At 37.6% G+C, this 24,876-nt stretch carries 26 protein-coding genes and 1 pseudogene; 9 read left to right on the top strand and 18 right to left on the bottom strand.

Annotated features, from left to right (window positions below):
- Nucleotides 1–114: 114 nt before the first annotated feature.
- Nucleotides 115–1,785: a glycoside hydrolase family 13 protein gene (locus DES48_RS06910; RefSeq protein ID WP_113867990.1), complete on the top strand. Its 1,671-nt coding sequence runs from the start codon at nucleotides 115–117 to the stop codon at nucleotides 1,783–1,785.
- A gap of 83 nt (nucleotides 1,786–1,868) precedes the next feature.
- Nucleotides 1,869–3,551 (top strand): glycoside hydrolase family 13 protein, encoded by a 1,683-nt coding sequence (locus DES48_RS06905; protein ID WP_147232388.1) that lies wholly within the window; start codon nucleotides 1,869–1,871, stop codon nucleotides 3,549–3,551.
- A 332-nt stretch (nucleotides 3,552–3,883) separates the two neighbouring features.
- On the opposite strand, the gene DES48_RS06900 is transcribed toward DES48_RS06905, so the two are convergent.
- From DES48_RS06900 to DES48_RS06870, 6 genes are all read right to left on the bottom strand, one after another.
- Nucleotides 3,884–4,021, bottom strand: a complete 138-nt coding sequence (locus DES48_RS06900) for a FeoB-associated Cys-rich membrane protein (RefSeq protein ID WP_079710227.1) — start codon at nucleotides 4,019–4,021, stop codon at nucleotides 3,884–3,886.
- A gap of 107 nt (nucleotides 4,022–4,128) precedes the next feature.
- Entirely contained in the window at nucleotides 4,129–6,075 is a 1,947-nt protein-coding gene (gene feoB / locus DES48_RS06895) for a ferrous iron transport protein B (RefSeq protein WP_113867988.1), read from the bottom strand.
- Between the two features lie 113 nt (nucleotides 6,076–6,188).
- On the bottom strand, nucleotides 6,189–6,404 hold the full coding sequence (locus DES48_RS06890) for a FeoA family protein (protein WP_113867987.1): 216 nt from the start codon (nucleotides 6,402–6,404) through the stop codon (nucleotides 6,189–6,191).
- 336 nt (nucleotides 6,405–6,740) lie between these two features.
- A complete protein-coding gene (locus tag DES48_RS06885; protein ID WP_113867985.1) occupies nucleotides 6,741–6,875 on the bottom strand; it encodes a DUF4023 domain-containing protein in 135 nt (44 codons plus the stop codon).
- Nucleotides 6,876–7,447: 572 nt separating this feature from the next.
- Entirely contained in the window at nucleotides 7,448–8,059 is a 612-nt protein-coding gene (locus DES48_RS06875) for a DUF421 domain-containing protein (RefSeq protein ID WP_113867983.1), read from the bottom strand.
- A gap of 5 nt (nucleotides 8,060–8,064) precedes the next feature.
- Complete coding sequence (locus DES48_RS06870; RefSeq protein WP_113867981.1) at nucleotides 8,065–9,366, bottom strand: chloride channel protein; 1,302 nt, start codon at nucleotides 9,364–9,366, stop codon at nucleotides 8,065–8,067.
- A gap of 174 nt (nucleotides 9,367–9,540) precedes the next feature.
- On the opposite strand from DES48_RS06870, the gene DES48_RS06865 reads away from it, so the two are divergent.
- From DES48_RS06865 to DES48_RS06845, 5 genes and pseudogenes are all read left to right on the top strand, one after another.
- Nucleotides 9,541–9,915: a DUF956 family protein gene (locus DES48_RS06865; protein ID WP_079710238.1), complete on the top strand. Its 375-nt coding sequence runs from the start codon at nucleotides 9,541–9,543 to the stop codon at nucleotides 9,913–9,915.
- 502 nt (nucleotides 9,916–10,417) lie between these two features.
- Nucleotides 10,418–11,398, top strand: a complete 981-nt coding sequence (locus DES48_RS06860) for a mannose/fructose/sorbose PTS transporter subunit IIA (protein WP_113867979.1) — start codon at nucleotides 10,418–10,420, stop codon at nucleotides 11,396–11,398.
- Between the two features lie 30 nt (nucleotides 11,399–11,428).
- Nucleotides 11,429–11,677, top strand: a pseudogene (locus DES48_RS06855) (PTS sugar transporter subunit IIC); the annotation flags it as partial.
- Between the two features lie 67 nt (nucleotides 11,678–11,744).
- Nucleotides 11,745–12,746, top strand: coding sequence for a signal peptide peptidase SppA (sppA, locus tag DES48_RS06850; protein WP_113867978.1), 1,002 nt, complete (start codon nucleotides 11,745–11,747; stop codon nucleotides 12,744–12,746).
- Between the two features lie 12 nt (nucleotides 12,747–12,758).
- Nucleotides 12,759–13,229 carry an RDD family protein gene (locus tag DES48_RS06845; protein WP_113867976.1) on the top strand — a complete coding sequence of 157 codons (471 nt, stop codon included), beginning with the start codon at nucleotides 12,759–12,761 and terminating at the stop codon, nucleotides 13,227–13,229.
- Between the two features lie 37 nt (nucleotides 13,230–13,266).
- Here the strand turns inward: DES48_RS06845 and DES48_RS06840 are convergent, their stop codons facing one another.
- From DES48_RS06840 to DES48_RS06805, 9 genes are all read right to left on the bottom strand, one after another.
- On the bottom strand, nucleotides 13,267–13,716 hold the full coding sequence (locus DES48_RS06840; protein ID WP_079707875.1) for a YueI family protein: 450 nt from the start codon (nucleotides 13,714–13,716) through the stop codon (nucleotides 13,267–13,269).
- 121 nt (nucleotides 13,717–13,837) lie between these two features.
- Entirely contained in the window at nucleotides 13,838–14,224 is a 387-nt protein-coding gene (locus DES48_RS06835) for an ectoine synthase (protein ID WP_079707874.1), read from the bottom strand.
- Between the two features lie 26 nt (nucleotides 14,225–14,250).
- A complete protein-coding gene (gene ectB / locus DES48_RS06830; protein ID WP_425451865.1) occupies nucleotides 14,251–15,510 on the bottom strand; it encodes a diaminobutyrate--2-oxoglutarate transaminase in 1,260 nt (419 codons plus the stop codon).
- An 83-nt stretch (nucleotides 15,511–15,593) separates the two neighbouring features.
- Nucleotides 15,594–16,172, bottom strand: coding sequence for a diaminobutyrate acetyltransferase (gene ectA, locus DES48_RS06825; protein ID WP_425451864.1), 579 nt, complete (start codon nucleotides 16,170–16,172; stop codon nucleotides 15,594–15,596).
- Between the two features lie 209 nt (nucleotides 16,173–16,381).
- A complete protein-coding gene (locus tag DES48_RS16365) occupies nucleotides 16,382–16,513 on the bottom strand; it encodes a hypothetical protein (RefSeq protein WP_281269227.1) in 132 nt (43 codons plus the stop codon).
- Nucleotides 16,514–16,552: 39 nt separating this feature from the next.
- Nucleotides 16,553–17,071 carry a DoxX family protein gene (locus DES48_RS06820; RefSeq protein ID WP_113867972.1) on the bottom strand — a complete coding sequence of 173 codons (519 nt, stop codon included), beginning with the start codon at nucleotides 17,069–17,071 and terminating at the stop codon, nucleotides 16,553–16,555.
- A gap of 249 nt (nucleotides 17,072–17,320) precedes the next feature.
- Nucleotides 17,321–17,461: a YfhD family protein gene (locus tag DES48_RS06815; protein WP_370622718.1), complete on the bottom strand. Its 141-nt coding sequence runs from the start codon at nucleotides 17,459–17,461 to the stop codon at nucleotides 17,321–17,323.
- 88 nt (nucleotides 17,462–17,549) lie between these two features.
- Entirely contained in the window at nucleotides 17,550–18,149 is a 600-nt protein-coding gene (locus DES48_RS06810) for a DNA-3-methyladenine glycosylase (RefSeq protein WP_211318477.1), read from the bottom strand.
- Between the two features lie 112 nt (nucleotides 18,150–18,261).
- Nucleotides 18,262–19,731 carry a catalase gene (locus tag DES48_RS06805; RefSeq protein WP_113867966.1) on the bottom strand — a complete coding sequence of 490 codons (1,470 nt, stop codon included), beginning with the start codon at nucleotides 19,729–19,731 and terminating at the stop codon, nucleotides 18,262–18,264.
- A gap of 333 nt (nucleotides 19,732–20,064) precedes the next feature.
- On the opposite strand from DES48_RS06805, the gene DES48_RS06800 reads away from it, so the two are divergent.
- The gene (locus DES48_RS06800; RefSeq protein WP_113867964.1) at nucleotides 20,065–20,838 is read left to right on the top strand and encodes an ABC transporter ATP-binding protein; all 774 of its coding nucleotides are present in this window, start codon (nucleotides 20,065–20,067) and stop codon (nucleotides 20,836–20,838) included.
- A 413-nt stretch (nucleotides 20,839–21,251) separates the two neighbouring features.
- A complete protein-coding gene (locus DES48_RS06790) occupies nucleotides 21,252–21,593 on the top strand; it encodes a DUF1360 domain-containing protein (protein WP_113867962.1) in 342 nt (113 codons plus the stop codon).
- A 54-nt stretch (nucleotides 21,594–21,647) separates the two neighbouring features.
- Here DES48_RS06790 and DES48_RS06785 read toward each other — a convergent pair whose 3' ends face one another.
- The 3 genes from DES48_RS06785 to DES48_RS06775 all read right to left on the bottom strand — a co-directional run bounded on the left by DES48_RS06785 (nucleotide 21,648) and on the right by DES48_RS06775 (nucleotide 24,811).
- On the bottom strand, nucleotides 21,648–23,078 hold the full coding sequence (locus DES48_RS06785) for a 6-phospho-beta-glucosidase (RefSeq protein WP_113868194.1): 1,431 nt from the start codon (nucleotides 23,076–23,078) through the stop codon (nucleotides 21,648–21,650).
- Nucleotides 23,079–23,289: 211 nt separating this feature from the next.
- Entirely contained in the window at nucleotides 23,290–23,733 is a 444-nt protein-coding gene (locus DES48_RS06780) for a M67 family metallopeptidase (RefSeq protein ID WP_113867960.1), read from the bottom strand.
- Nucleotides 23,723–24,811, bottom strand: a complete 1,089-nt coding sequence (locus tag DES48_RS06775; RefSeq protein ID WP_113867958.1) for a glycosyltransferase — start codon at nucleotides 24,809–24,811, stop codon at nucleotides 23,723–23,725. Before DES48_RS06775 ends, DES48_RS06780 begins: the two co-directional genes overlap by 11 nt.
- Nucleotides 24,812–24,876: the final 65 nt, after the last annotated feature.

Below are 24,876 nucleotides of genomic sequence, written 5' to 3'. Positions count from 1 at the left end.
TCGGTTGCACTGATGGTTTTGTTTTTACGTATTAATATGCATCCTGATTGTGCAACTTCACTTAATGAATGAGAACTAGTCATAGCAAGGAACAAACAACGAGGAGGAAGCTAGATGAATAAGAAATGGTGGAAAGAAGCTGTTGCTTATCAAATTTATCCACGTAGTTTTATGGATTCAAATGGCGATGGAATTGGTGATATTCAAGGGATTATTTCAAAGTTAGATTATATAAAAGAACTCGGAATTGATGTAATCTGGATTAGTCCAATTTACCAATCTCCGAATGACGATAATGGGTACGATATTAGTGATTATAAAGCTATCATGGCTGACTTTGGCACGATGCGTGATTTTGACGAACTATTAGCTAGTGTTCATCAACGTGGAATGAGGTTAATTATGGATCTTGTAATTAATCATACCTCTGATGAACATCCTTGGTTTATTGAATCCCGTTCTTCTATCGACAATCCGTATCGAGATTATTATATTTGGCATCCTGGTACGAAGTATGGCAAAGAACCAAATAATTGGGAATCGATCTTTGGCGGATCTGCTTGGGAATATGATGAAATCACGAAGGAATATTATATGCATGTCTTCTCCCGTAAACAGCCGGATCTAAATTGGGAAAATGAAAAGGTGCGTAACGATTTGTATGAAATGGTTAATTGGTGGCTAGATAAAGGAATTGACGGCTTCCGTGTTGACGCCATTTCTCATATAAAAAAGGTCCCTGGTTTTCCTGATTCACCAAATCCCGAAAATAAAAAATATGTGCCGTCTTTCGAGGGACATATGAATCGTGATGGGATTCAAGTGTTTCTAGAGGAATTAAAGGAAAGAACATTTGATCAATACGACATTATGACAGTGGGGGAAGCGAATGGCGTTTCCGTTGAACAGGCAGATGAGTGGGTTGGTGAAAAAAATGGAAAATTTAACATGATTTTTCAATTTGACCATTTAGGCTTATGGGGGAAAAGTAGTGATGGTGGTCTTGATCTGAAGGCACTGAAAGAAACGTTATCAAAATGGCAAAAAGGGTTAGAAGGAATGGGGTGGAATGCACTTTTCTTAGAGAACCATGACCAGCCTCGTTCGGTTTCTACTTGGGGAAATGATGAAGAACTTTGGGAGAAGTCTGCGAAGAGTCTGGCAACCTTATATTTTTTAATGCAAGGCACACCTTTTATTTATCAAGGACAAGAGATCGGCATGACAAATGTTCAATTTAATTCCATTCATGATTATAATGATATTGCTATTAAGAATATGTACCGTAATGAAAGAGAAGAAGGGAAGTCTCATGAAGCGATCATGAAACAGATATGGAAAAATGGTCGAGATAATTCTAGAACACCAATGCAGTGGAATAATCAAAAAAATGCAGGATTTTCAGAGGGAACGCCATGGCTAAAAGTAAATCCTAACTATCAAAGCATAAATGTTGCTGATCAGATAGAAGACCCAAATTCTATTTACGCTTATTATAAGCAATTAATTAGATTACGAAAAGAAGAAGAGCTACTTATTTATGGCACGTATGATTTAATCTTAGCAGACCATGATCAGATTTATGCTTACACACGAACATTAAATAACAAAAAAGCTTTAATCATAACTAATTTATATGGGGAAGAAGCAGTAGTTAAGCTATCTAAGTGTTTAGAAGAGCATACACCAAGATTAATAATAGCAAATTATGAAGTTAGTAAGACCGATACTGTTGACAACATGATCTTAAGGCCGTATGAGGCAAGAGTATATATTTTGGATTAGATTATTAGCTTGAGAGAAAAAGGGGTGGAATCTTATGTGTAATAGATTCCACTTTTTTCATAATACTTTGAAGGAGGGAAATTATGATGAATAATTGGTGGAAAGAAAGTGTTGTTTATCAAATCTATCCTAGAAGTTTTCATGATAGTAATGGGGATGGGATTGGAGATCTAAGAGGAATTACGCAAAAATTAGATTACTTAAAAGACTTAGGGATTGATGTGATTTGGCTATCTCCAGTCTATCAATCACCTAATGATGATAATGGCTATGATATTAGTGATTACCAAGCAATCATGGAAGATTTCGGTACGATGGAAGATTTCGATGAAATGCTAGCAGAAGCGCACAAACGTGGACTGAAAATAATGATGGACTTAGTGATTAACCATACATCGGATGAACATCAGTGGTTTGTGGAAGCGCGCGCTTCTAAAGATAATCCATATCGTGACTATTATATTTGGAAAAAAGGGAAAGATGAAAAGCCTCCAACGAATTGGGGAGCTGCCTTTGGAGGGAGTGCGTGGCAATATGATGAAACAACAGAGGAATATTATCTACATATCTTTAGTAAAAAGCAGCCAGATTTAAACTGGGAGAATCCGCGGTTAAGAAAAGAAGTGTATGAGATGATGACATACTGGTTAGATAAAGGTGTGAATGGATTCCGCATGGATGTCATTAACTTTATTTCCAAAGACGAGCGCTATCCAGATGGGGAAATAAACGCCACAGGTTATGGGGATGGAAGTCCATATTATATGAATGGTCCTCGTATTCATGAATTTTTACAGGAGATGAACCGAGAAGTATTAGCGAACTACGACACGATTACTGTTGGGGAGATGCCTGGAGCCACAGTGGAAGATGCTAGATTATATACAGGAAACACGCGTGAGGAATTGAATATGGTTTTTCATTTTGAACATGTGGATATTGGAAACGGTGAATTGGGAAAGTGGACGCCAAAACAGTGGAAGCTAACAACATTAAAAAAAATCTTCTCTAAATGGCAAGAGGGTTTAAAGGAAGAGGGGTGGAACAGTTTATATTGGAGCAATCATGATCAACCAAGAGCAATCTCTCGTTTCGGAAATGATTGCGAAGCGTATAGAGTGCTGTCAGGGAAGATGTTAGCAACGTGCCTGCATATGTTAAAAGGAACACCTTATATTTATCAAGGGGAAGAAATAGGGATGACAAATGTTGCGTTTGATTCCATTACAGATTATCGCGACATTGAAACATTACAGGCATATGAGGATTTGGTGAACGAATCATTGGTAAGTCATGATGAAATGATGAAAGGGATCCATCAACGAAGCCGTGATAATGCTCGGACGCCAATGCAGTGGACAAATGAGGTGCATGGCGGTTTTACTACTGGGGAACCATGGATCAAGGTGAATGAAAACTACAAGGAAATCAATGCAGAAAAAGTATTGCAAGATCCTGATTCGATCTTTTATTACTATAAAAAGCTAATCCAATTGCGAAAGGAAAACCCGATTATAGTATATGGTGAATACGAATTGCTTTTGGAGGATGATGAGCAAATTTATGCTTATACTAGAAGCTGGGAGCAGGAGAAGCTTTTAGTCGTTTGTAATTTCACAGACAAAAGACCCGTATTCCGTCTACCCGCACATATTCGGTGTAATCAAAAGCAACTAATGATAGCTAACTATTTAACAGATGAAGAAGAGGATATTCACACCATCAAGCTAAAACCTTATGAGGCTAGAGTCTATCTGCTGAAATAAAGGCATATAGGGGATGAAAACAGTATCTTCAGATAGATAAAACGTTGATAAGCAAAGGAGCAACAGCGTGACGGTAATGGAAGATTTATGGTTTGGTCATTTTTCACCTGTTGATAAAGAACGCGTCACATCTTTATGTTTTACGATATTGAATAGGTAGAGCTGTTTAATTATTCTTGCTTGATGACAATAGACCCCACCATGTCATGGGGTCTACTTTAAAAATGTATGGAAAAGAATAAGATGGCTTATGAACAATGCTATAAAATAGATCAAAATAATTTAGTACAATGGAAGAATCTATCCAAATTGGAATTTGTCCAGTTCTCGGTTTAATCACATTTTGCTTTACAGGAATCCTTAATGGCACAACCTGCACATTTTCCTTGTGCACTTTTTTTGAAAAAACGATAAAGTGTCCACACAATATACCCTACTAACACGGAACCAATTACAATATTAATTACCATTTGTATCATCCTCTCCTATGGAGTTTTACACGCACTTCCACTTGCAATAAGTACGTGTTAACGTGAAATGAAAATACGCCGATCCTAGCTTATGAACGTGTCTGCTATTACATGGCATTTTCTATTACATTCCGCTGATTATCTGCTTTTTGTATGGTGGCTAGTACGAGTGCGATTGCAAATATCGTAATTGCAATAGCTGGTATAAACCCGGGAGCTGGTTTGCCGTAGATAAGCAATGTGCCAACCTGGGTGATTACCAAAGCTAACATATATCCGATACCTAACTGAAAAGCTAATCCTTTCCACAACCAGCTTCGAGATTCCATTTCGGCATTCATCGCACCAATTGCCGCAAAGCATGGTGGGGTGAAAAGATTAAACGCTAGGAACGCGAAAGCTGTTACGGGTGTGAACAGTTGGTTTAGAGCGCCGCCAGGTAAATGTAAAGCCTGTGTTGAACCAGCGGATACTAAGACAGCGAAAGTCGCCACTACGTTTTCTTTTGCAATAAATCCAGTAATTGCTGCCGCCGCTAATTGCCAACCTACAAATCCCAATGGAATTAAAATAGGGGAGACAACTGTCCCTATCCCAGCTAACATACTTAGCGATTGATCTTCTACGGGCGTTAAGCGCCAGCTATACCCTTGTGTGAACCAAACGAGTGTATTGCAAACTAGAATAATCGTAGTCGCTTTATAGATAAAAGCTTTTGCCTTAACCAACATCTGTGTCGTTGCATGACGCAAGCTGGGCACCTTGTATGCAGGGAGTTCCATGATAAAAGGAGAAGTAGCTTCCCAAACAAAGATTTTCTTTAATAAAAGGCCACCTAGAATAATCATTAAAATGGCTAGCATATAAACGCTTGGGGCAACCCATGTGCTCCCAGGGAAAAAGACAGATGCAAATAGTGCAATGATTGGTAATTTAGCACCACATGGAATGAATGGCGTAAGAATTGTTGTCATTCTTCGTTCATTAATATCTTCAATGGTTCTTGTTGCCATTACCCCAGGAATGGAGCAGCCAGACCCAACAATCATGGGAATAATCGATTTACCGGATAGACCAATTTTCTTGAAAAAACGGTCCATTACTACGGCTACTCTGGCCATATATCCACAGTCTTCCAGGAGAGATAAACAGAAAAACAATAACATGATCAGTGGCAAGAATCCGATAACGGCTCCAACGCCACCAATGGCTCCATCTACGATAACTGCTTGTAAGGTAGGGTGTACCCCTAAGCTTTCTAAGAGACGATTTGCCGTATGGGGAACCATTTCACCAAAAAGCACATCATTAAAGTAGGCTGATACATATCCACCAAGCCCCTCAATCGAAAACCAAAAGATGAGCCACATGATGAGCAAGAAAATGGGTACCCCTAACCATTTATGTGCAATCCATCGATCGATGTTGTCTGATAATGTTACTTGGCTGGATGCTGTCTCTTTAACGAGGGATTGGCGAATGATGTCATCCACAAATATTTGGCGAGTTGTATCTGTGTGTGTTTCCGTTAATTGCGGAGCTGTAAGTGGCTCTTTTGCTGTACCTAATGCAATCGCCTCGGTCATTAAGGCTTGAATTCCCATTTGAGCAGTGGCCGTTAGGAGCACAACCCTACTGTTTAATACCTTACTTAATGTAGTTAGGTCAATAGTATTTTTTCTGCGTTTCACCATGTCACTTTTATTAATCGCTATCACAACAGGAACATGAAGTTCTAATAGCTGTGTGGCAAAGAAAAGGCTCCGTTCCAAATTTGCGCCATCAACGATGTTGATAATCACATCTGGTGATTCATCTAGAATATAATCTCTAGTTATCTTTTCTTCACCTGAATACGGAGATAACGAATATGCGCCAGGTAGATCAACGATGGTTACATCATGATCTGTTCCGTGATATTTTTTTCGTAACGTACCTACCCTTTCCGCTACGGTCACGCCAGACCAGTTTCCTACACTTGCAGTTTGTCCAGTAAGGGTATTGAACACGGTGGTTTTTCCTGCATTTGGATTACCAGTTAAGGGTATTTTCAAGCGACACCCCTCCTTGTGAGTTATTGAGCATAATTTATTGAAAAATGTGCTACATCATTGAGTGGAAATCAAGAGGTAGTTAATGTAGCAAGCGTAATGACAAGAAATTTTTTCTATCCTTCCACAACGATTGCTTTTGCCATATTCTTATCAATGGCGTATCTACTATCCTTAATATTCACAACGTAATTTCCAGCAAGAATGGAGATCAACGTAATTTTTTCTCCTTCGTAGCAACCTAGTGTCAAAAGAAACTTCTTTATCTTGTCTTTACCCTCTATATGTTTTACATATAACGTTTGCCCTATCTTTGCTTTTGTCAATACCATGTATACCACTCCTTTACTTAAATAATGGCGAATCATAATAAAATTGAAAGGAAAAATGAAAATGAAAATCATTATCACTTACAAGTATAATGGAAGCTGCGGTATTTAAAGTGTTATAAATTTTACAATTTTTTGAACATTTATAAACTAAATTTATATTTCTGCTAATGTGATACTAATAAAGGTAGGGTTGACGCATGAATGGAATATTTGTAGGGTGTATGAGTTACACCATCTGCTGATTAGATTTGGTTAAAGGTGAGATTCATTTTATAAAGATGAGATAATCAATGCTATATTAAAAAAGGGTGATGCAATCAAATCACCCTTTCACTCTTAACTATTACTGTCACTATGCTTCTTGCTAGGTAGTTTATTACTCGGACGACTATAGCCTTGGTTCTTTTTATTCTTTTCCCCTTTTCTTTGCTTGTCGTGAATTTTTTCGACAAAATCATGTGTGTTATCCATAACGGTTCCTCCTTGAAAATGTTTATGTTAGCTTTCCCAATATACTGTCCTCCATTCTCAAGCCACGTTTCATTTTAAGAAAGGTGCACCCAAACATACGAGTTTAGTGGGCGCACCTTTTGCCTATTAATTATCTGATTTACTACACATTTTGTTTGCAATTCACTGGTACACCATAATGAAGGTTCCACACCAACGAGGCTATGATAGAACCCGGTTTAAAAATCTCTCTATATGGTCTTCTTGATGACGAAGATGTCGATGTAAGAGTAGAGAATACATCAAATGAAACTCTATATTATGATTCGACACAACTTTGTGTATTTGATGATGCTTACCATTAAATATTGAAAGAGAAATTCATGCTACCAGAAGATCTAGCTTAATTTATGGCTGCGCAATTAAAACTTCATCAATGTAACTTTATCAAACAATCGTTGCAATGGACGACCAACCCGTTTTAATCGTAGCAAGGATAAAATGCTGCAACATAGTACGTATCACCATCGAATAGGAGGGCGGTACATATGTTGTTTTTAATCTCAGTGTCCAATGCCCAATGCATTCGCTTGCTAATCCAACGTATCCTTAGGCTTCACCGTGTGTTTTCTGTTTTTAACCTCTGTGAAGATGGTATCTGTTTCCGTTAGTGGCACTTGTGGTGCTGGATTGGCAGGGATCGATTGCTTGGATGCGATCATTGTTTTTAGCATCTCAATATCTGCTTTGGTCGCATATTGTTTCTCCGTTTTTAACATATAACCTAATTGTCCGTTTGATTCAATCGTTGCCCATGCTAGATCACTAAAATTGGCAATGTTTTGTTGTCGGAGTCGTACTTCAAGCATATCAACAGTTAACCGTAACTTCTTTAAATTGGCTTCATTAATTTGCCCGTCTTCAACAACGATAAGTGATTTGCCATAAATAAAAGTCTCGAGTACATTTGATTTTAAAACGATGTACTCCACCAAAAGCAACGTGACTACCATGACAAAGGTAATCACCATCGTAATCCATATATTCCGATCACCAACAGGTTCAATAATTAAGGAACCAACAGCAATCATCATCACGGTCTGTGCCACTGTAAGTTGGGAGATCGATTTTCTTCCGGCTAGTCGTAAAATAAGCACGCCGCCCACCACTACTACCATCGCTTTCCAAATAAAATGTAAATCCACGTATCTCACCTCTTTTTTCGTTTTTCCGCTTGTTTAATCGTTTCACCAAGTTTGGTCTGGTATAATTTGCTTTTTGGTTCATATATTTTTTGAGCAGGCCATAACCCATGGGTACCTGAGAGTAGATAGCTGATCACACAAGCAATAAAAAAGAATTCCAATCCTTTGCCATTAAACATCTCTAGCGCTAATAGAAAAGCTGCTATCGGGGTATTCGTTCCGCCAGAAAATACAGCGATTAGACCTAAAGCAACGAAAAAAGAAAGTGGTAAGTCGATAAAAGCGTGCAAGGTATTTCCTAAGGTAGCGCCAATAAAAAATAACGGAATCGCTTCTCCACCGACAAACCCAGTACCAAGTGTGATGGCGGTAAATATTAGCTTAGCTAGAAAAGCAAACGGTGGAACATCTTCCGTAAATGCTTGTTCTAATATCTGTAACCCTCGTCCATTATAGTCTTGTGAACCAATCAACCATGTTAGAATGGCAATAATGACGCCTCCGACAAAAGCTCTTTTCATATGGTTTTGCTTAAATAGCTTTGTTGAGATTTTTTCAATGCCGTGTCGTAACTGACAGTACAACACACTGACAAGGCTAAAAATGATCGATAGTAAGATGACAATAAAAAAGATCTTCACCGATGTTTCTGGTACAACTGCAATCGTGAATATTTCATGATGATGGTGCCAAACAGCGGTTGTTACGAAATGAGCCACAAAGCTAGCGGTCATACAAGGAAGAACTGCTTCCCACTTCAACTTTCCTAATGTAGCAGTCTCCATACCAAATACCGTCCCAGTGATCGGTGCACCAAAAGCTGATCCAAATCCAGCACTAATTCCACTCATCAGAACCACTTTTTTATCTATGTTATTCATTTTAAATAGTTGATTAACCGTAGCCGCTACACTTCCCCCCATCTGAATCGCGGCGCCTTCTCTACCTGTGGAGCCACCAAAGAGAACGGTAAGAAACGTGCCCAAATAAACGATCAGTCCCATTCTTTTGGGGACCTGTTTCTGTCCATGAACAGCCTTGATGACTAGATTATTCAGTTCGGAAGTGTCACTCTGCGAATGGTTAAACATTACTTTACCAAACCGCATATAAATGTAGCCGATCAATAAGCCAGCGAATGGAAGCAAGAAGATTAACCAATCATGTTTTAATCGAATATCGTCCCCTAGAAAATCATTTGATTCTAAAAGTATCGTCGTCGTTGAACCGACCACCACGCCAACTATGCTTCCTAATATAATCCATTGCATTAGAAGAGAAAGTAGGGTATTATTTTTTAATTGCATGGGCTGGTACCGCCTTTCTACTCTATTGGTGGGAAATAATTTTTTCTATTTTTCCCCAATAGATGAAAAATATTAGTAGCGCTCATGGTTATCAGGCTTGCTCAACTTTTTTTGCTCAAAACAAGAAACCATGTATAATGGAAGTGAGCAACAGACAGAAATGGGGTGATCCAATTGGTATTATCAATTAATACAAAAGTTGATTTAACAATGAAAGCAACGTCACATATCCGGATTTCCGATTATGGTCATATTATGATTGGTGACAAAGGATTTGAATTTTATAACAAGCGTGATGCGCGTAAGTTTATTCAAATTCCTTGGGAAGAAGTGGACTATGTCATTGCCTCCGTTATGTTTAAAGGGAAATGGATTCCGCGTTATGCGATTCAAACAAAAACGAATGGAACGTTTACGTTTTCTTCTAAAAATCCGAAGAAAGTACTACGAGCTATTCGTGAGTATGTTGACCCAAATCGTATGGTCCAATCATTAGGTTTCTTTGATGTGATCAAGCGAGCATTTAAAAATATATTTAAAAAATCATAATGGTACGGTAAATGGATCTTTTTGTGGACAAACCTTTGGTAGCTGGTCCCTAGCAGGTAGCGCAACATACAATTTTTAGGATTTATTCTTGTTATATCTATTAATGTTGAAAGCGTTAACTATCCCGGTTTGTAGCTATTGGTGGAGATAAAAAATAAAAATTTGCTTGAAAGACCATATCTATGATGCTATAATATTTTTGTAAACTCATTAAAGTAATAATTAAACGCTATAAAATAATAGCGTTTTCAAACAATTTAATATGTATCGCATTTATTTTTTTGCGTGTTACTGATTCGATCAGGCATGAGTAAAAAGTAATGATTAAAATAGGATAAGAGAACCTTGCTATACCTCTATCTTTTTTTAATCTGCTTTTTACTCTTTTTTATTCTTTAACTAACGCATCGAAACTGTCATCCGTTTCGAACGACACACCAATCACTACTTTATGGGTTTACGTACTTACGTTTGGCTAAAAAACAAATAGGAGGGAAAAAAGATGGTAGGTATTATCATTGCCACGCACGGTGAATTCGCCGAAGGTATCTTGCAATCTGGAGCGATGATCTTCGGAGAGCAACAAGATGTAGCAGCGGTTACATTGATGCCTAGCGAAGGACCGGAAGATGTAAGGGCAAAAATGGAAAAAGCAATTGCCTCCTTCGAAGATCAAGATGAAGTTTTATTCTTAGTCGATCTTTGGGGTGGAACGCCTTTCAATCAAGCTAGTGGCTTAATGGAAGGCAAAGACAACTGGGCCATCGTTGCTGGCTTGAACTTAGCAATGTTGATCGAGTCCTATGCATCTCGCTTATCGATGAACAGTGCGCATGAAATCGCGTCACATATTCTCGGGACAGCGACAGAAGCAGTAAAAGTTAAACCAGAATCATTAGAGCCAGAGCAAGAAGCAGCTGCTCCAGCTGCTGATGCAGGCACATCATCTACTGGCAAGCCAGGTACATTTGATTATGTGCTAGCACGGATTGATTCTCGTTTGTTACACGGGCAAGTTGCAACAGGGTGGACAAGAAATACGATGCCAACACGTATCATCGTGGTATCTGATGATGTTGCACAGGATGATCTTCGTAAACGATTGATCCAACAGGCAGCGCCATCAGGAGTAAAAGCGCATGTGGTGCCAATTAATAAAATGATCGAGCTTGCCAAAGATGATCAACATTTTGGTGGACAGCGTGCATTATTACTTTTCGAAAATCCACAAGATGTACTTCGAGCAGTTGAAGGTGGCGTACCATTGGATACGATTAACGTTGGTTCCATGTCACACTCCACTGGTAAAGTACAACCGAATAAAGTGTTAGCTTTTGATCAAAATGATATCGACACATTCAAAAAGCTAAAAGAATTAGGGTTAGAATTTGATGTGCGAAAAGTCCCTGCTGATCAATATGGTAATATGGACGATATTCTTAGAAGAGCACAAGCAGAGATAGACAGACAAAAGCAATCCTAAATTATCAGACAAAAAGGAGGATTACTAATCATGGATTTAACTATGATTCAAATAATATTGGTTATTATTGTAGCGTTTTTGGCTGGTATTGAAGGAATTTTGGATGAATTCCACTTCCACCAACCAATTATTGCTTGTACATTAATCGGTTTAGTAACAGGAAACTTAGTTCCATGCCTTATCCTAGGTGGTACGCTTCAATTAATCGCATTAGGTTGGGCAAATATCGGAGCTGCCGTAGCACCAGATGCTGCATTGGCGTCAGTTGCATCTGCTATTTATTCTTCCAATTGTATGTAAAATCAGATACGATTGGAAGAGATACATACGAGAAGGAGGAATACATATGCGTGCGAAGCGTTGGATTGCACTCAGTATTGCAATAGGGTTATTCATTGTTTCCATAGGGTTTCGGTTTGCTACCAGTGTAGCATCAACGGATTGGGAGTCTATGTTCGACTTATCTGAAGAAGTGGCAGGGACAAATGAAAAAGTAGTGGAGGAAGGATCACCTACGAATAAAATTGCAGTTTTACAGGTGAATGGCGTGATTCAAGAAGGAGCTTCTAGTTCGCTTCTGGCAACGACAAGCTATCATCATCGACGGTTTTTAGAACAATTGGAGAAAGCTGGAGAAGATCGAAGGGTAAATGGGATTATATTAAACGTGAATACACCAGGCGGGGGCGTCGTTGAAAGTGCTGAAATCCATGACAAAATTGTCGAAATTAAAGAAGCCTATGATAAACCTGTTTATATATCAATGGGAAATACTGCGGCTTCGGGTGGTTACTATATTTCCGCTCCTGCAGATAAAATTGTTGCGCATAAGGCTACATTGACTGGTTCCATTGGTGTGATTATGGAAAGTTATAATTTTGCTGAACTAGCAGATAAAATTGGTGTAGATTTTAACACTATCAAAAGTGGTGAATACAAAGACATTATGTCCTCATATCGTGATATGACAGAAGATGAACGAGCTATTTTACAAGGAATGGTCGATGATATGTATGATGATTTTGTGCAAGTGATTGTGGATGGTAGAGATTTATCAGAGAAGCGTGTACGTGAGCTAGGAGATGGTCGCGTGTATACTGGTGAACAAGCGCAAGCTGTTGGTCTTGTTGATGCACTTGGTTCATTAGACGATACTATTACCATGATGAAAGAAGAACAAGACTTGGCTAATGCGCAAGTTGTTGAATACGGACAACGAGATGGTTTAGAACAATTCCTAGCTGGAGCGGTACAGAACCTCACGAGCCCAGAAGCGAAATTAACTGGCATCAAAGAAATGTTAAGACAAAATAATGGCCCTCGTGCTATGTATTTATATTCGAAGTAAGGAGGTGTCGTAATGCAGACGGCGACGGTAGAAAATAGTTCGGTGGAATCTACAACAACTAACAAAAGATATGCTGGCTTTTGGATGCGTTTTTGGGCATATGTAGTTGATCTTCTAATTGTATTTAGCATTAATGGCATCCTACTTAGTCCGTTTAAGTTTATTAATGAAGGGATTGCTTTGGATATTGGGTTCTGGACAGTGACTGGCATAATTGGCTCTATCGTGTTTTATTTGTACTTCTTATTAATGACCAAAAAGTTTCATCAGACTATAGGTAAGATGATTTTGTGTTTAAAAGTAATACGTGAAGATGACGAGCCTTTGCGATGGAGCGACCTGCTTTTTAGAGAATTAGTTGGAAGGTTTATTCATCGTGTATTTAGTATTTTTGCATTTTTATATCTATTTGTGGCATTTACGGCACAAAAACAAGGCATACATGACATGATTGGTAATACACGTGTAATAATAGAGGAGTAAAATAACTAGTGACATAGCTAAAGCTATGTCACTAGTTTTAATCATTCGATCCAAATAATTTGGCCCAAAAGGACTTTTTCTTCGTCTTGTTGCTTGTATTTCTATTAGCCTTTTCTTTTTCGTTTAAAACAATGGATTCATCACTGTAATCAACGGCATAGTCATAAGCCATGACGAGACCATATTCTGATGTAGCATCACGATTATTTACTGTCGTGTAAAGTATATTATGTTTTGTTGCAATTTGGCGATAGGGCTTAAAATAACGAAAAGTAATATTCCCATTTAATAATATTTTAGCATCTGGGTGTTCTTTCACTTTTTGTTCCAAGGTTTTTTTTCCTTTTGCTTGCATTACTTGACCTTTCGTTAATACAAACACTACTCGTTCACGGATCGTTCCAAGAAATTGTTTTCTTTCTCCCGGATTGATTTCTTTTGCCCCATATATTCCCTCTTGTAAATAATCATCAACATCTTTTTTCATACATTCACACTCCCTAGGAAGCTTTTCACCGTTATTATAAAGGAACAGAAAGGGAAATTACAAATATTCATCATAAAAAAACACCTCAACATAGTAGTTAAGATGTTTTAAAACATTATCTTTATCCCTCGTCTACTGGATAAACGCCATTCTCATCGTGAACTTCATTGCCTGTAAGCGGTGGATTAAACACACATACCATGCGCATATCTGTTCTTGCACGTAGTAAGTGTTCATCATTTTTATCTAGTGCATAGAGTTGGTCTTTTGCAATTGGCCAAACTTTATTATCGCTTAATGTCACGACTTCCCCTTCCCCTTCAATACAGTACACGGATTCTAAATGGTTTTGATACCAGATATGGGTTTCTGTACCAGCTTTAATAAGTGTGTCGTTAACGGAATAACCCATTCCATCTTTTTTGGTAATTAGTCGGCGGCTAATCCAATTGCCACCATCTACGTCATGTTCTGTTCCTAAGATATCTTCTAATGCTACGACTTTCATGTGTTTTCCTCCTGTATGGCTATCATTTAGTTAGTTACTGGTTGTTTGATTACATCTTTGATACTCTGTTCGATTATTGCAAGTCCTTTGGTAAGTCCTTCATCATCAATTGTCAAAGGAGGGAATAACTTAAATACTTCGTCATTTGGCCCAGATGTTTCCATAATTAAGCCATTCTCAAACGCCTTAGCAGCAATTTTGTTAGCCAATCCGTCTACATCTGAAGCAATTCCTACCATGAAGCCACGACCACGCACTTCTCCTTGTAATTCAGGGTAGTTCTCTACCATTTTATGAAGAAAAGTCATAATCGTTTGTGACTTCTGCTTGACGCTGTTTTCCAATTTATCATCTGTCCAATAATCAAGTGCTGCTGTTGCGGTAACAAATGCATGGTTATTGCCACGGAAAGTACCATTGTGTTCACCAGGAGCAAATTGATCAATTTCTGGTCGGATAAGTGTTATTGCGAAAGGTAATCCATAGCCACTAATTGATTTCGACATACAAACGATATCCGGTTTGATATCAGCAGGTTCAAAGCTAAAGAATGTTCCAGTTCGACCAACACCTGCTTGGACATCATCGACAATTAGTAAAATACCCCATCGTTTACATACGTTTTCAATTTTCTTTATCCATTCAAAGCTTGCGGCATTAATTCCACCTTCACCTTGTACAGTTTCTAAAATAATAGCAGCAGGAATATCAACACCACTACCGCTATCTTCTAAAAATCGTTCAAGATAATCAACAGAACTTTGGTCATCGACATAGTTGTCATAAGGCATGGTAACGACGTTCTGTAATGGAATACCTGCGCCTTTACGTTTCATTGCGTTACCAGTAACAGATAAGGATCCAATTGTCATACCATGAAACCCATTGGTAAAGCTAATGACATCAGTACGTCCAGTCACTTTACGAGCAAGTTTTAATGCACTTTCTACTGTGTTGGTTCCAGTAGGCCCAGGGAACATGATTTTATAGTCAAGATCCCGTGGTTTTAAAATGATCTCTTGAAACTTTTCTAGAAACTCTGCTTTAGCAGCAGAAGCCATATCTAACGAATGGGTAATTCCATCATTAGTTATATAATCAATTAATTTTTGTTTCATGTGATCATTATTGTGTCCGTAATTTAAAGCTCCAGCACCTGAAAAGAAGTCAATATACTCATTTCCGGCCTTATCCCACATTTTATATCCTTTTGTTTTGGTGAAAATAGTAGGGAAACTACGCACATAACTACGTACCTCAGATTCTGATTTTTCGAAAATTTTCATATCTTGATTCACAGATTGTCCTCCTTCATTTTTGCGTACATATAAAAAGTATTTGGTATTTGTTTACCTTAGTTAAGTAAAACTTATGCTCTTTCAATAGGTCCGATGCGGAAGTTTAACTCTTCCTCGTGTGTATCATTTGGGAATAAATCTTTTGTGAAAAACTCACTTACGTCGCATGTGGTATTATGCGTGCGAGCTAGCTTACGGAATAAAGCTTGGGACGCTTTATTCGTCGGTGTAACCGTTGCTTCAACAAATCGAATATCTTCACAGGCTTCACGGTGGATAAGCTCGTTTAATAGTTTAGAAGCTAACCCTTTACCTTGTTGAGAAGAATCAACACCAATTTGCCATACGAATACAACATCTGGTCGTTCTGGGGGAATAAATGCAGTAATAAAACCTACTAGTTCTTTATCTACTTTTGCAACAACACATGTTTCTGCAAAGTACTCACACATCATAATATATTTATAAGCAGAATTCTGATCTAACGTTGAGTGCTCCACCAACTCCCACATGGCTGATCCATCTTCTACCGTTGGCTTTTCTAAACGAATCATATCTTCAGGAGCAGTTGCAATTTGTGTGTTAATGGCGATAAACCCCTTTCCTAATGAAATCAAAATAACAACAATATTGTTTCCATATATCATCATAACGAGAAACAAAAAGAAGCACAAACTGGGAGAAACGTGATTAATTGGCTTTAAATGGGATGGCATGTGATTATAGAGGTCTGAGCATAGTAGCATTTAAAAATGCTTGCCTATTGTTAATAATTCTTACAATTCGATTAATTTTGCTAAAGTAAAAATACTTTTAAGCAAGTCGTGGTAGTTTTTTTTTCTTATAAGGGGTGACTTTATCATTTTTCATTAATATACAAATCATTAAACGTGCGGTGATGGGGAAAACCAGCTTGAATGGTGACAAATAAAATGATTTCAACACATCCTACATGGTAGGTGAATAAAGAAATAAGGTTTTGATTAGACATCTAATCAAAACCTTATTTCATATATTGAACTATTATGTTCTACGCTTCTGCAACTTTTTTCGTAACATTTTTTTTATCTTTGTGATCAAATGTTTTACGTACGAATGGAAGAACGAATCTGTCTAAACCATATCGACCTGCATTATAACCAGCTACGATCAAGAAAATAGTTAATAAAACCATTTGTGCATTGGTGCTTACAGTACCACTAAATAAAAATGCAAAGTTCATTGTCGCTGCCATTAGTGCTGCGAAGTTGGTAAATAGACCTAGAATTAATGCAGCACCTACTAATACTTCTCCCCACATGACAAGAAGACTAAAGATATTAGCTCCTGGAAGGGCAACTGTTTCTAAAAATGTTCCCCACCAGCCTTGCACTGTGGCACCTTCCCCAGTTGAGTTTGCGATGGCGCCTTGAATAAATCCACTCGCATCAAAACCGCCGCCTGTTAATTTTTCAATTCCGTGTGTAAACCATTGATAACCTAAATAAATACGAATAAGTGCTAATACTCCTGCTACATAACGATTGTTTCTAATAAATTCATTAAACATATCCAACAACTCCTTTTGTTATTTGTTCAATATTTCACATTAATGTGTAAAAAAATGAATTAACTTAAGTACATTTCTATAATAACATGTATAGAAAGTTTGAAAAGTATTTTGTTCAACCTTTCACAATTTGTTAACAAAATTATGTCTGATTTGTGAAAAGCGGGAAGCGAGAAGTTTAAACAAAAAACTGCCTCCTGTATAACTCAGGAAACAGCTTTTATGTCTAGTAGTAGAGTTTTTAGCTCACTAATGATCGTGTTTGTTTTCGACGCGTTGATCTGCTTGCTCCATCCGTCTTATTGCTTCTTTATCCTCATTGTCAGCAAGTGCTTCTGAAAATACCACATCTTCTGCTTTAGCAGTTTGTTTTTTAGCTTTATTACGCAAACTTATCACCCTTCCTAGTAGGTAGTTTTTCTCAAGTAAAGGTAGTTATTCATTACTAAATTGATTTTATTTAGCAAAAAATTCAATGTTAACGCATTTTTGAGACATAAGCATTTCCAGTGATCCAAAATCGCCAAGGATAATTTGTCGCTTCGCCTGCATTCGGTATACCAATTCTGGGACCAGTTGAAATTTCGGGTTGATCATTCAATCCCTTCGCTATCAAAAGTGGAGCAGAAGTAAGCTCATGTCCATAATCACCCATTGTAATGCCGAGTGCTTTTGTTAATTTACCTGGACCATTTGTACGGTCAACAACTTTTTTAATCTTAGATCGTCGTTCTTCTATTAGTGGAGTATTAAACACTGGTTCAACTGCTCGTATTAGGACGGCTTCTGGTTGTTCTACAGGACCACTAACAACATTAAATAAGCAATGGGTGTGCATTTGATATGTATAGGCATAGCCTGGAGGACCAAACATTATTTCTGTTCGATTTGTTCGCTTATGGTTAAAGCTATGAGCAGCTTGGTCAATTGTTCCCATATAAGCTTCTGTTTCTACAATAAGCCCTGCAGCAGTTCCTTCAGCAGTCTCCTTAATTAAGATGCTACCAAGTAAACGTTTAGCTAATTCTAGTGTTGGTAATTGATAAAAGCTTGCCAGATGAGGTTTGAGTTGATTCATTTCTAGCATGTGGCACCTTCCTTTGAGTGTTTTTAATTTTGCAGACGATTCGCTGAAGATAATATGATAAAAGACACTGTCTGATCGACAGCGCCTCAATTATAACATTATTTTAATAGTATATATCTTCTGGAACTTCGGTCTCTAATTCTTTTGCAATTCCTTCAGCCAACTCTGGAGCCACTTTGTAGAATTCTTTTAGTTGTCGCTCAATAATTTGTTCATCACGAACTCCACGCATATGATCAGCAAAGTTAGTGATTAGACGTGCGCGCTCCCCATCATCCATGACGTCCCGGAATAAAGCGCGAGGCTGTGAGTAATGATCCTCGTTATCATAGTTAACAGCATCGGCCATGCCAGATACTTCAAACGGATTGATTCTTCCTTCAGCTGATTCTTTTGGTCCATCATAGCTATTTGGTTCATAGTTAACGGAACCACCGCCATTGCCATCAAAACGCATCTGTCCATCCCGTTGATAATTATGAACGCCAGATTTTGCACGGTTAATTGGTAATGCTTCGTGGTTCGCGCCAATACGATAACGGTGCGCATCAGAATAACTGAACAGACGTCCTTGTAACATTTTATCTGGGGAAGCTTCAATTCCAGGAACAAAATGTGCAGGAGAAAATGCTGCTTGTTCTACCTCTTCAAAGTAGTTTTCTGGATTGCGATCTAATACCATCCGGCCAACTTCAATTAATGGATAGTCCTGATGTGACCAAACTTTTGTCACATCAAATGGATCATAGCGATAATGTTTTGCATCTGCTTCGGGCATAATCTGCACCTTTAATGTCCAAGAAGGGTATTGCGCATCGTTAATTGCATTATATAAATCTTCTAAGTGGTAATCAGGATTCTCGCCTGCTAACTTACCGGCAAGATCTACATCAAGATTTTTAACACCTTGATCGGTTTTGAAGTGGTACTTAATCCAGAATGCTTCGCCATCTTTATTTACCCATTTAAATGTATGACTTCCATACCCGTTCATATGGCGTAAAGTCGCTGGAATACCACGATCAGAATGTAAAATGGTAATTTGGTGAAGTGATTCAGGCGATAATGACCAAAAATCCCAAACCATATTTGGGTCTTTTAAATGTGTTCTTGGATGACGTTTTTGTGTATGGATAAAGTCTGGGAACTTGATCGCATCACGAATGAAAAATACTGGCGTGTTGTTCCCAACCAAATCATAATTACCTTCATCTGTATAAAATTTTACCGCAAACCCACGTGGGTCTCTTACGGTATCAGCAGAACCTAGTTCTCCGGCAACGGTAGAAAAACGGATAAACATTGGTGTGCGTTTTCCTGCTTCAGATAAGAAATCTGCTTTTGTGTATTTAGCAATATCATTATTTGTTACTTCAAAATAACCATGCGCACCTGCACCTTTGGCATGTACCACACGTTCTGGTACACGTTCACGGTTAAAATGTGCTAGTTTTTCTAATAGATGTACATCTTGAATTAGCGTAGGTCCACTATCACCAGCTGTAAGCGAATGTTGATTGTCACCAACTGGTGCACCTGAAGCTGTCGTTAGATTTTTTCTTTCGTTACTCACTAGGAATTCCCCCTCATATGTATCTTGTTAATTATAATAATCTGTTTTTTATTATAATATAAATCTTATAAAAATCAATATTTAATTATAATTATTATAAATAATAAGTCTGGTTTTTAAATCAAGCTTGTGTTCGAGTGCTGGTAAAGGTGTGAATAATTGTTTTTTAATTCTATCAATAGAATTTAGACAACACATATGACAGCTAAGTGTTTTTTATTAAAGAAACGAAGCGTGCTTCTTATTAATTAGCATTGACAAAATGAGAACCATGGTTAAGTATCGAAATATTTTGATAAATATAAGATAATAGAAAGAAAAGGTGGGGTTTAGATGTTAGACTTGAATGATGTTGGTTTGCTTCGAAATGGAGATTGGATTTTAAAAAATATAAATTGGGAAGTTGAAAAAGGCGAAAATTGGGCTTTACTAGGTCTTAATGGTGCAGGAAAGACAGCATTATTACATCTGTTATGTGGTTATTATTTTCCAACAGAAGGAGAAGCCACAGTATTAGGTCGTCGCTTTGGTAAAGACCGATTAGGTGAAGAATTAAGACAACAAATAGGTGTAGTTTCATCAACCATACAATCTCGATTTTATGAATCGGATAGTGCCTATCAAATTGTACTAAGTGGAGCATTTGCATCAATTGGATTGTATGAAGCACCAACGGATGAGATGCGACGAAAGGCACAACAATTGTTAAAAGATTTAGGTTGTTTTCATTTTGCTAACCGTAATTTTTATACATTATCGCAAGGGGAAAAGCAACGTGTGATGATTGCGCGTGCTTTAATGACTGATCCTAGTTTGCTTATTTTAGATGAGCCAACCAATGGTTTGGACTTTTTAGCAAGAGAACAATTATTAGAAATAATTAAACAGGTTGCCCAACAATCAAAACAAGTATCGATTATTTATGTTACCCATCATGTCGAGGAAATTCTGACATGCTTTCAACATACGTTACTGTTAAAAGAAGGAGAAGTATATGCTAAAGGAGAAACAAGAAATGTCATGACAGAAGCAACGCTAACTAATTTTTTTGGTATACCCGTTTCTTTAGGTTGGGTAAACGATCGCCCGACACTAACTAAAAGATAAAGGCCAAAAGTAAAAAAGGTGTTATTTATTAGGTTAGAAGAAGGCGCGAATAAGCAAGATTTTTTGTAAACATTGCAACTGGGAGTTATTTATTGGTGGTTATTAAGAGTGGAGGTGTAGCAAGATCGAAATACGATGGTTGTGTTAACTTTAACTGACGGCATGCGTAATATAAGTGCTGGAGTTGTTATTGCGGTAAGGTGTTTTCCAGCTCCGGTTGCAGTACCCGTCGTTTTGGGAATGTTATTTTAACAAGTGTTAGCGGCATTATATGGCCACTTAATTGGGCATTCGAAACCCCAACCTTCTCAACAATATAACAAAGTGTAAAAGAATAGGATGTTTGCCTGATACCAAGCTTACATCTCATGAATAAGATAAAGTATTCGTTGAGGTAAGAGGTGAAGACCATCGTGTTAAGTATTTTTGAATTTGTTTTGTTAGGTTTAGCGGTATTTCGTTGTATGCGCCTGTTTGTGTTTGATTTGGTATCCATTAAATTAAGGCAGTTTTTCCAAGTAGAAGAAGAACACGTACTAGAAGATGGTTCAGTAGAGATAATTGTTAGCGGAAGAGGAAAAGGATTGCGGTATATTATTGGCGAAATGCTAGCATGCCATTGGTGTGTTGGTATGTGGTCCACGCTTGGTCTCTATTTAGGATATACACTTGTTCCAATTGTTTTTACACCGATTATTTACGTGCTGGCTATTGCAGGTGTTGCAGGTATTATTCAAGTTATGATTAGTAAGTGAAAAAGCGACTGTTCACCTAACAGGTGTGTACAGTCGCTTTTTTATGGTATAATCTCAGTCTAAATCGCTACCGTTGGAAGCAATTACTTTTTTATACCAATCAAAACTTTTTTTGCGTTTACGCTGCAAGGAGCCTTTTCCTTCATTATCTCGATCGACATAAATATAACCATAGCGTTTTTTCATTTCACCAGTACTGGCACTAACTAAATCAATTGGTCCCCAGCTCGTGTAACCGATAATTTCAACGCCGTCTTCAATTGCTTCACCTAGCTGTTCAAAGTGTTGGCGAAGGTAGTCAATCCGATAATCGTCTTGGATAGAACCATCAGATGCGAATTGGTCAACGGCACCTAATCCATTTTCTACAACGAATAAAGGTTTTTGATAACGATCATACAATTGGTTAGCAGTAATGCGAATTCCTTTTGGATCAATGGTCCAACCCCACTCAGATGTTTTTAAATAAGGGTTTTTAACAGAACCGAACACATTTCCAGCAGTTTGATTTTTCAGGATCTCAGGGTCGGTACTAATACAACGACTAGCATAATAACTAAAGCCGATGTAATCGACCGTATTATTTCTCAGAATCTCTTCGTCACCGTCTTCCATTTTAATCGTTAAATCATTATCACGGAAGAAACGTTTCGCATAACCGGGGTATTTGCCGCGAGATTGTACGTCAATAAAGAAGAACGACTCTCTATCTTTCTCCATTGCTTTTAAAACATCATCGGGATTACTTGTGTACGGGTAAACTTTTCCTGCAGCCAACATACAACCAATTTGGGCGTTCGGGATAATTTCATGACAAGCTTTGACAGCTAATGCGCTTGCCACGAGTTGATGGTGAGCGGCTTGGTAAAGTACTTGGTTTTTATCTTCGCCCTCTTCAAAGACAATACCAGCACCAGTGAATGGAAGATGAAGTAACATATTAATTTCATTAAATGTCATCCAATACGTTACTTTATCTTTATATCGTTCAAAAATGGTGCGTGTATATTTTTCATAGAAATCAACTAATTTTCGATTTTTCCAGCTTCCATATTCTTTGATTAAATGGACCGGTACATCAAAGTGTGCAATCGTAACTACTGGTTCGATATTGTATTTTAATAACTCATCAAACACATTATCATAAAATTGCAGACCTGCTTCATTCGGTTCCCTATCATCTCCATTTGGGAAAATACGTGCCCATGAAATTGATAAGCGAAAACTCTTGAATCCCATTTCAGCGAACAGTGCAATGTCTTCTTTGTAGTTATGGTAAAAATCAATCGCTTGGTGGGATGGATAATAAACATCTTTATGTGGTTCTAATGTAGATGGATACCCTTCCATAATTTTAAAGCGTTCTTTTCCAGTAGGTAGTAAGTCTACCGTTGTTAAGCCTTTTCCATCTTCTAAGTATGCGCCTTCAATTTGGTTAGCGGCAGTAGCGCCTCCCCAAAGAAAACCATCTGGGAATTTACTGATTGTTTTCATATAATCACCTCTTAGTTTTGATTCTAATGAAATGATTGCAAGAAAACAAGTGAAGATAACTTAGCTGTCTAGTAATATAAGTTAGTAAAGATAAGAACATAAAAAATGCTCCTATATAGTAGGAGCGAAATGACGTGCTATTTTGTGTTTTTGCGTCTTTTGCTGCAACCACAGCCGCCAGATCGACGTACTGACTTCGCTTTTAAGACTCTACGTTGTGGCATAAAGATATACCTCCTTCTTTTATTACAATTGATATTGGGGTATAAGATAAGTGGTTTACTTGGTAGCATTGGATTGGATATGGTTGTTGTTTTAGTGATAAAATCATCATTTTAACGTCGGAAGTAGGATGGTTTACTAGATCTGAGGTGGAAGGAGTTGCTTGCGAGCTTGGATGCGTATGATAGATCGCTAAAACTTCTTCGTTCTTTTCGCTTATTTGATGAAGTGCTTTAGCTACATGTTGTTCTTTAATATAAAATCGATTGATTGAGCTAGATGTATTAGGTAAATGAAACACACTTTTAACAAAATTGCCATTGCCACTAATTAGACCACATGCCTCATTGGGTAAACAATTTTTTGCGTGATTACAAAGTTGTTGATATAGCTGCTCGGTAAGTGTAATTGTGTTATTTTTCATTTGATAAATCCAATCTCTTTTCTAATAACTCCTTGTTAAAAAGCACACGCTGATCTTCTGGTCGGTAAATTCTTGCTTTTTCATTATGTTCATAGGCTTTCTCGAATTGCTGTAAATTGTAATAGCATACACATAACTGTAAATGTGGGTACCAAGTTGCATAAGCTGGATAGGTAAAACTCCATTTGTTTGGATCTGTTTTAATCGTTGTGGCAAGTTCATACCAATAGACTGCGGGTTTAAAGTCGCGTTTTTGTTGAAAATGGTATCCTAAACGACTGCAAATTTCAGGTCTAGGAAGCTTCGCTAATTGTAAAGCATAAAAAAGTGAATTTAATTCTTGTTTTTCATTTTTCAGTATTCGATAACAATCTGCTTGATAGGTAGCAGCGTAAACTTTGTCCTCGATCCATCCACTATGCATTTCAAGATTTTGTTGGTAGCTTTTAATTGCTTCTTCATAATATTTATTTTCGCGAAGTTCATTTCCGTAATAAAAGTAATCCCGTGCTGAAAAATCTTCATTTCGTTTCTTTCTTTCCTCATATATCGATAGATTTCGTCCAACGGAATGGGATATTTTTTTATGTGTAATCGCAATATCGCTATTGATAATGTGACCAGTTACGTTTAGATAGTTGTGACAATCCCCTTGCCATTGAAATTTTTTTGCTGTTTTTAATAATCGATTTAACCGATATTGAATCGTCACATTTCCAAATTCATCTGTTCCAGCATGATAGTACATGGAAACCGCATCTACATTAGGGTCTAATGTTTCTTTTAATTGTAAAAATTTCTCTTTATCTTTTGGCAAAATTACATCATCTGCATCTAAATAAAGTGTATACTCTTTCGTAGCATATGCATGTGCAACATTTCTTGCCTGTGCGAAATTACCAGTCCATTCGTAGTGATATACATTATCGGTAAAAGAAGATGCTATTTCCACCGTTCGATCAGTGGAACCAGTATCAACAATATTGATTTCATCGACGATATCTTTAACAGACTCTAAGCATCTAGCTAAAACTTCTTCTTCATTTTTAACAATCATACAGAGGCTAATCGAGATCAATTGGAATACTCCTTTCATTTAATACATCATACGTCGTTTAAATAAAATTGCTTGTATACTTACCC

Origin of the sequence: Paraliobacillus ryukyuensis (assembly GCF_003315295.1) — a bacterium.
GTDB classification, from domain to species: Bacteria; Bacillota; Bacilli; order Bacillales; family Amphibacillaceae; genus Paraliobacillus; species Paraliobacillus ryukyuensis.
The sequence above is the reverse complement of the archived record's forward strand: the minus strand, read 5'-3'. Positions and strand labels throughout refer to the sequence as shown.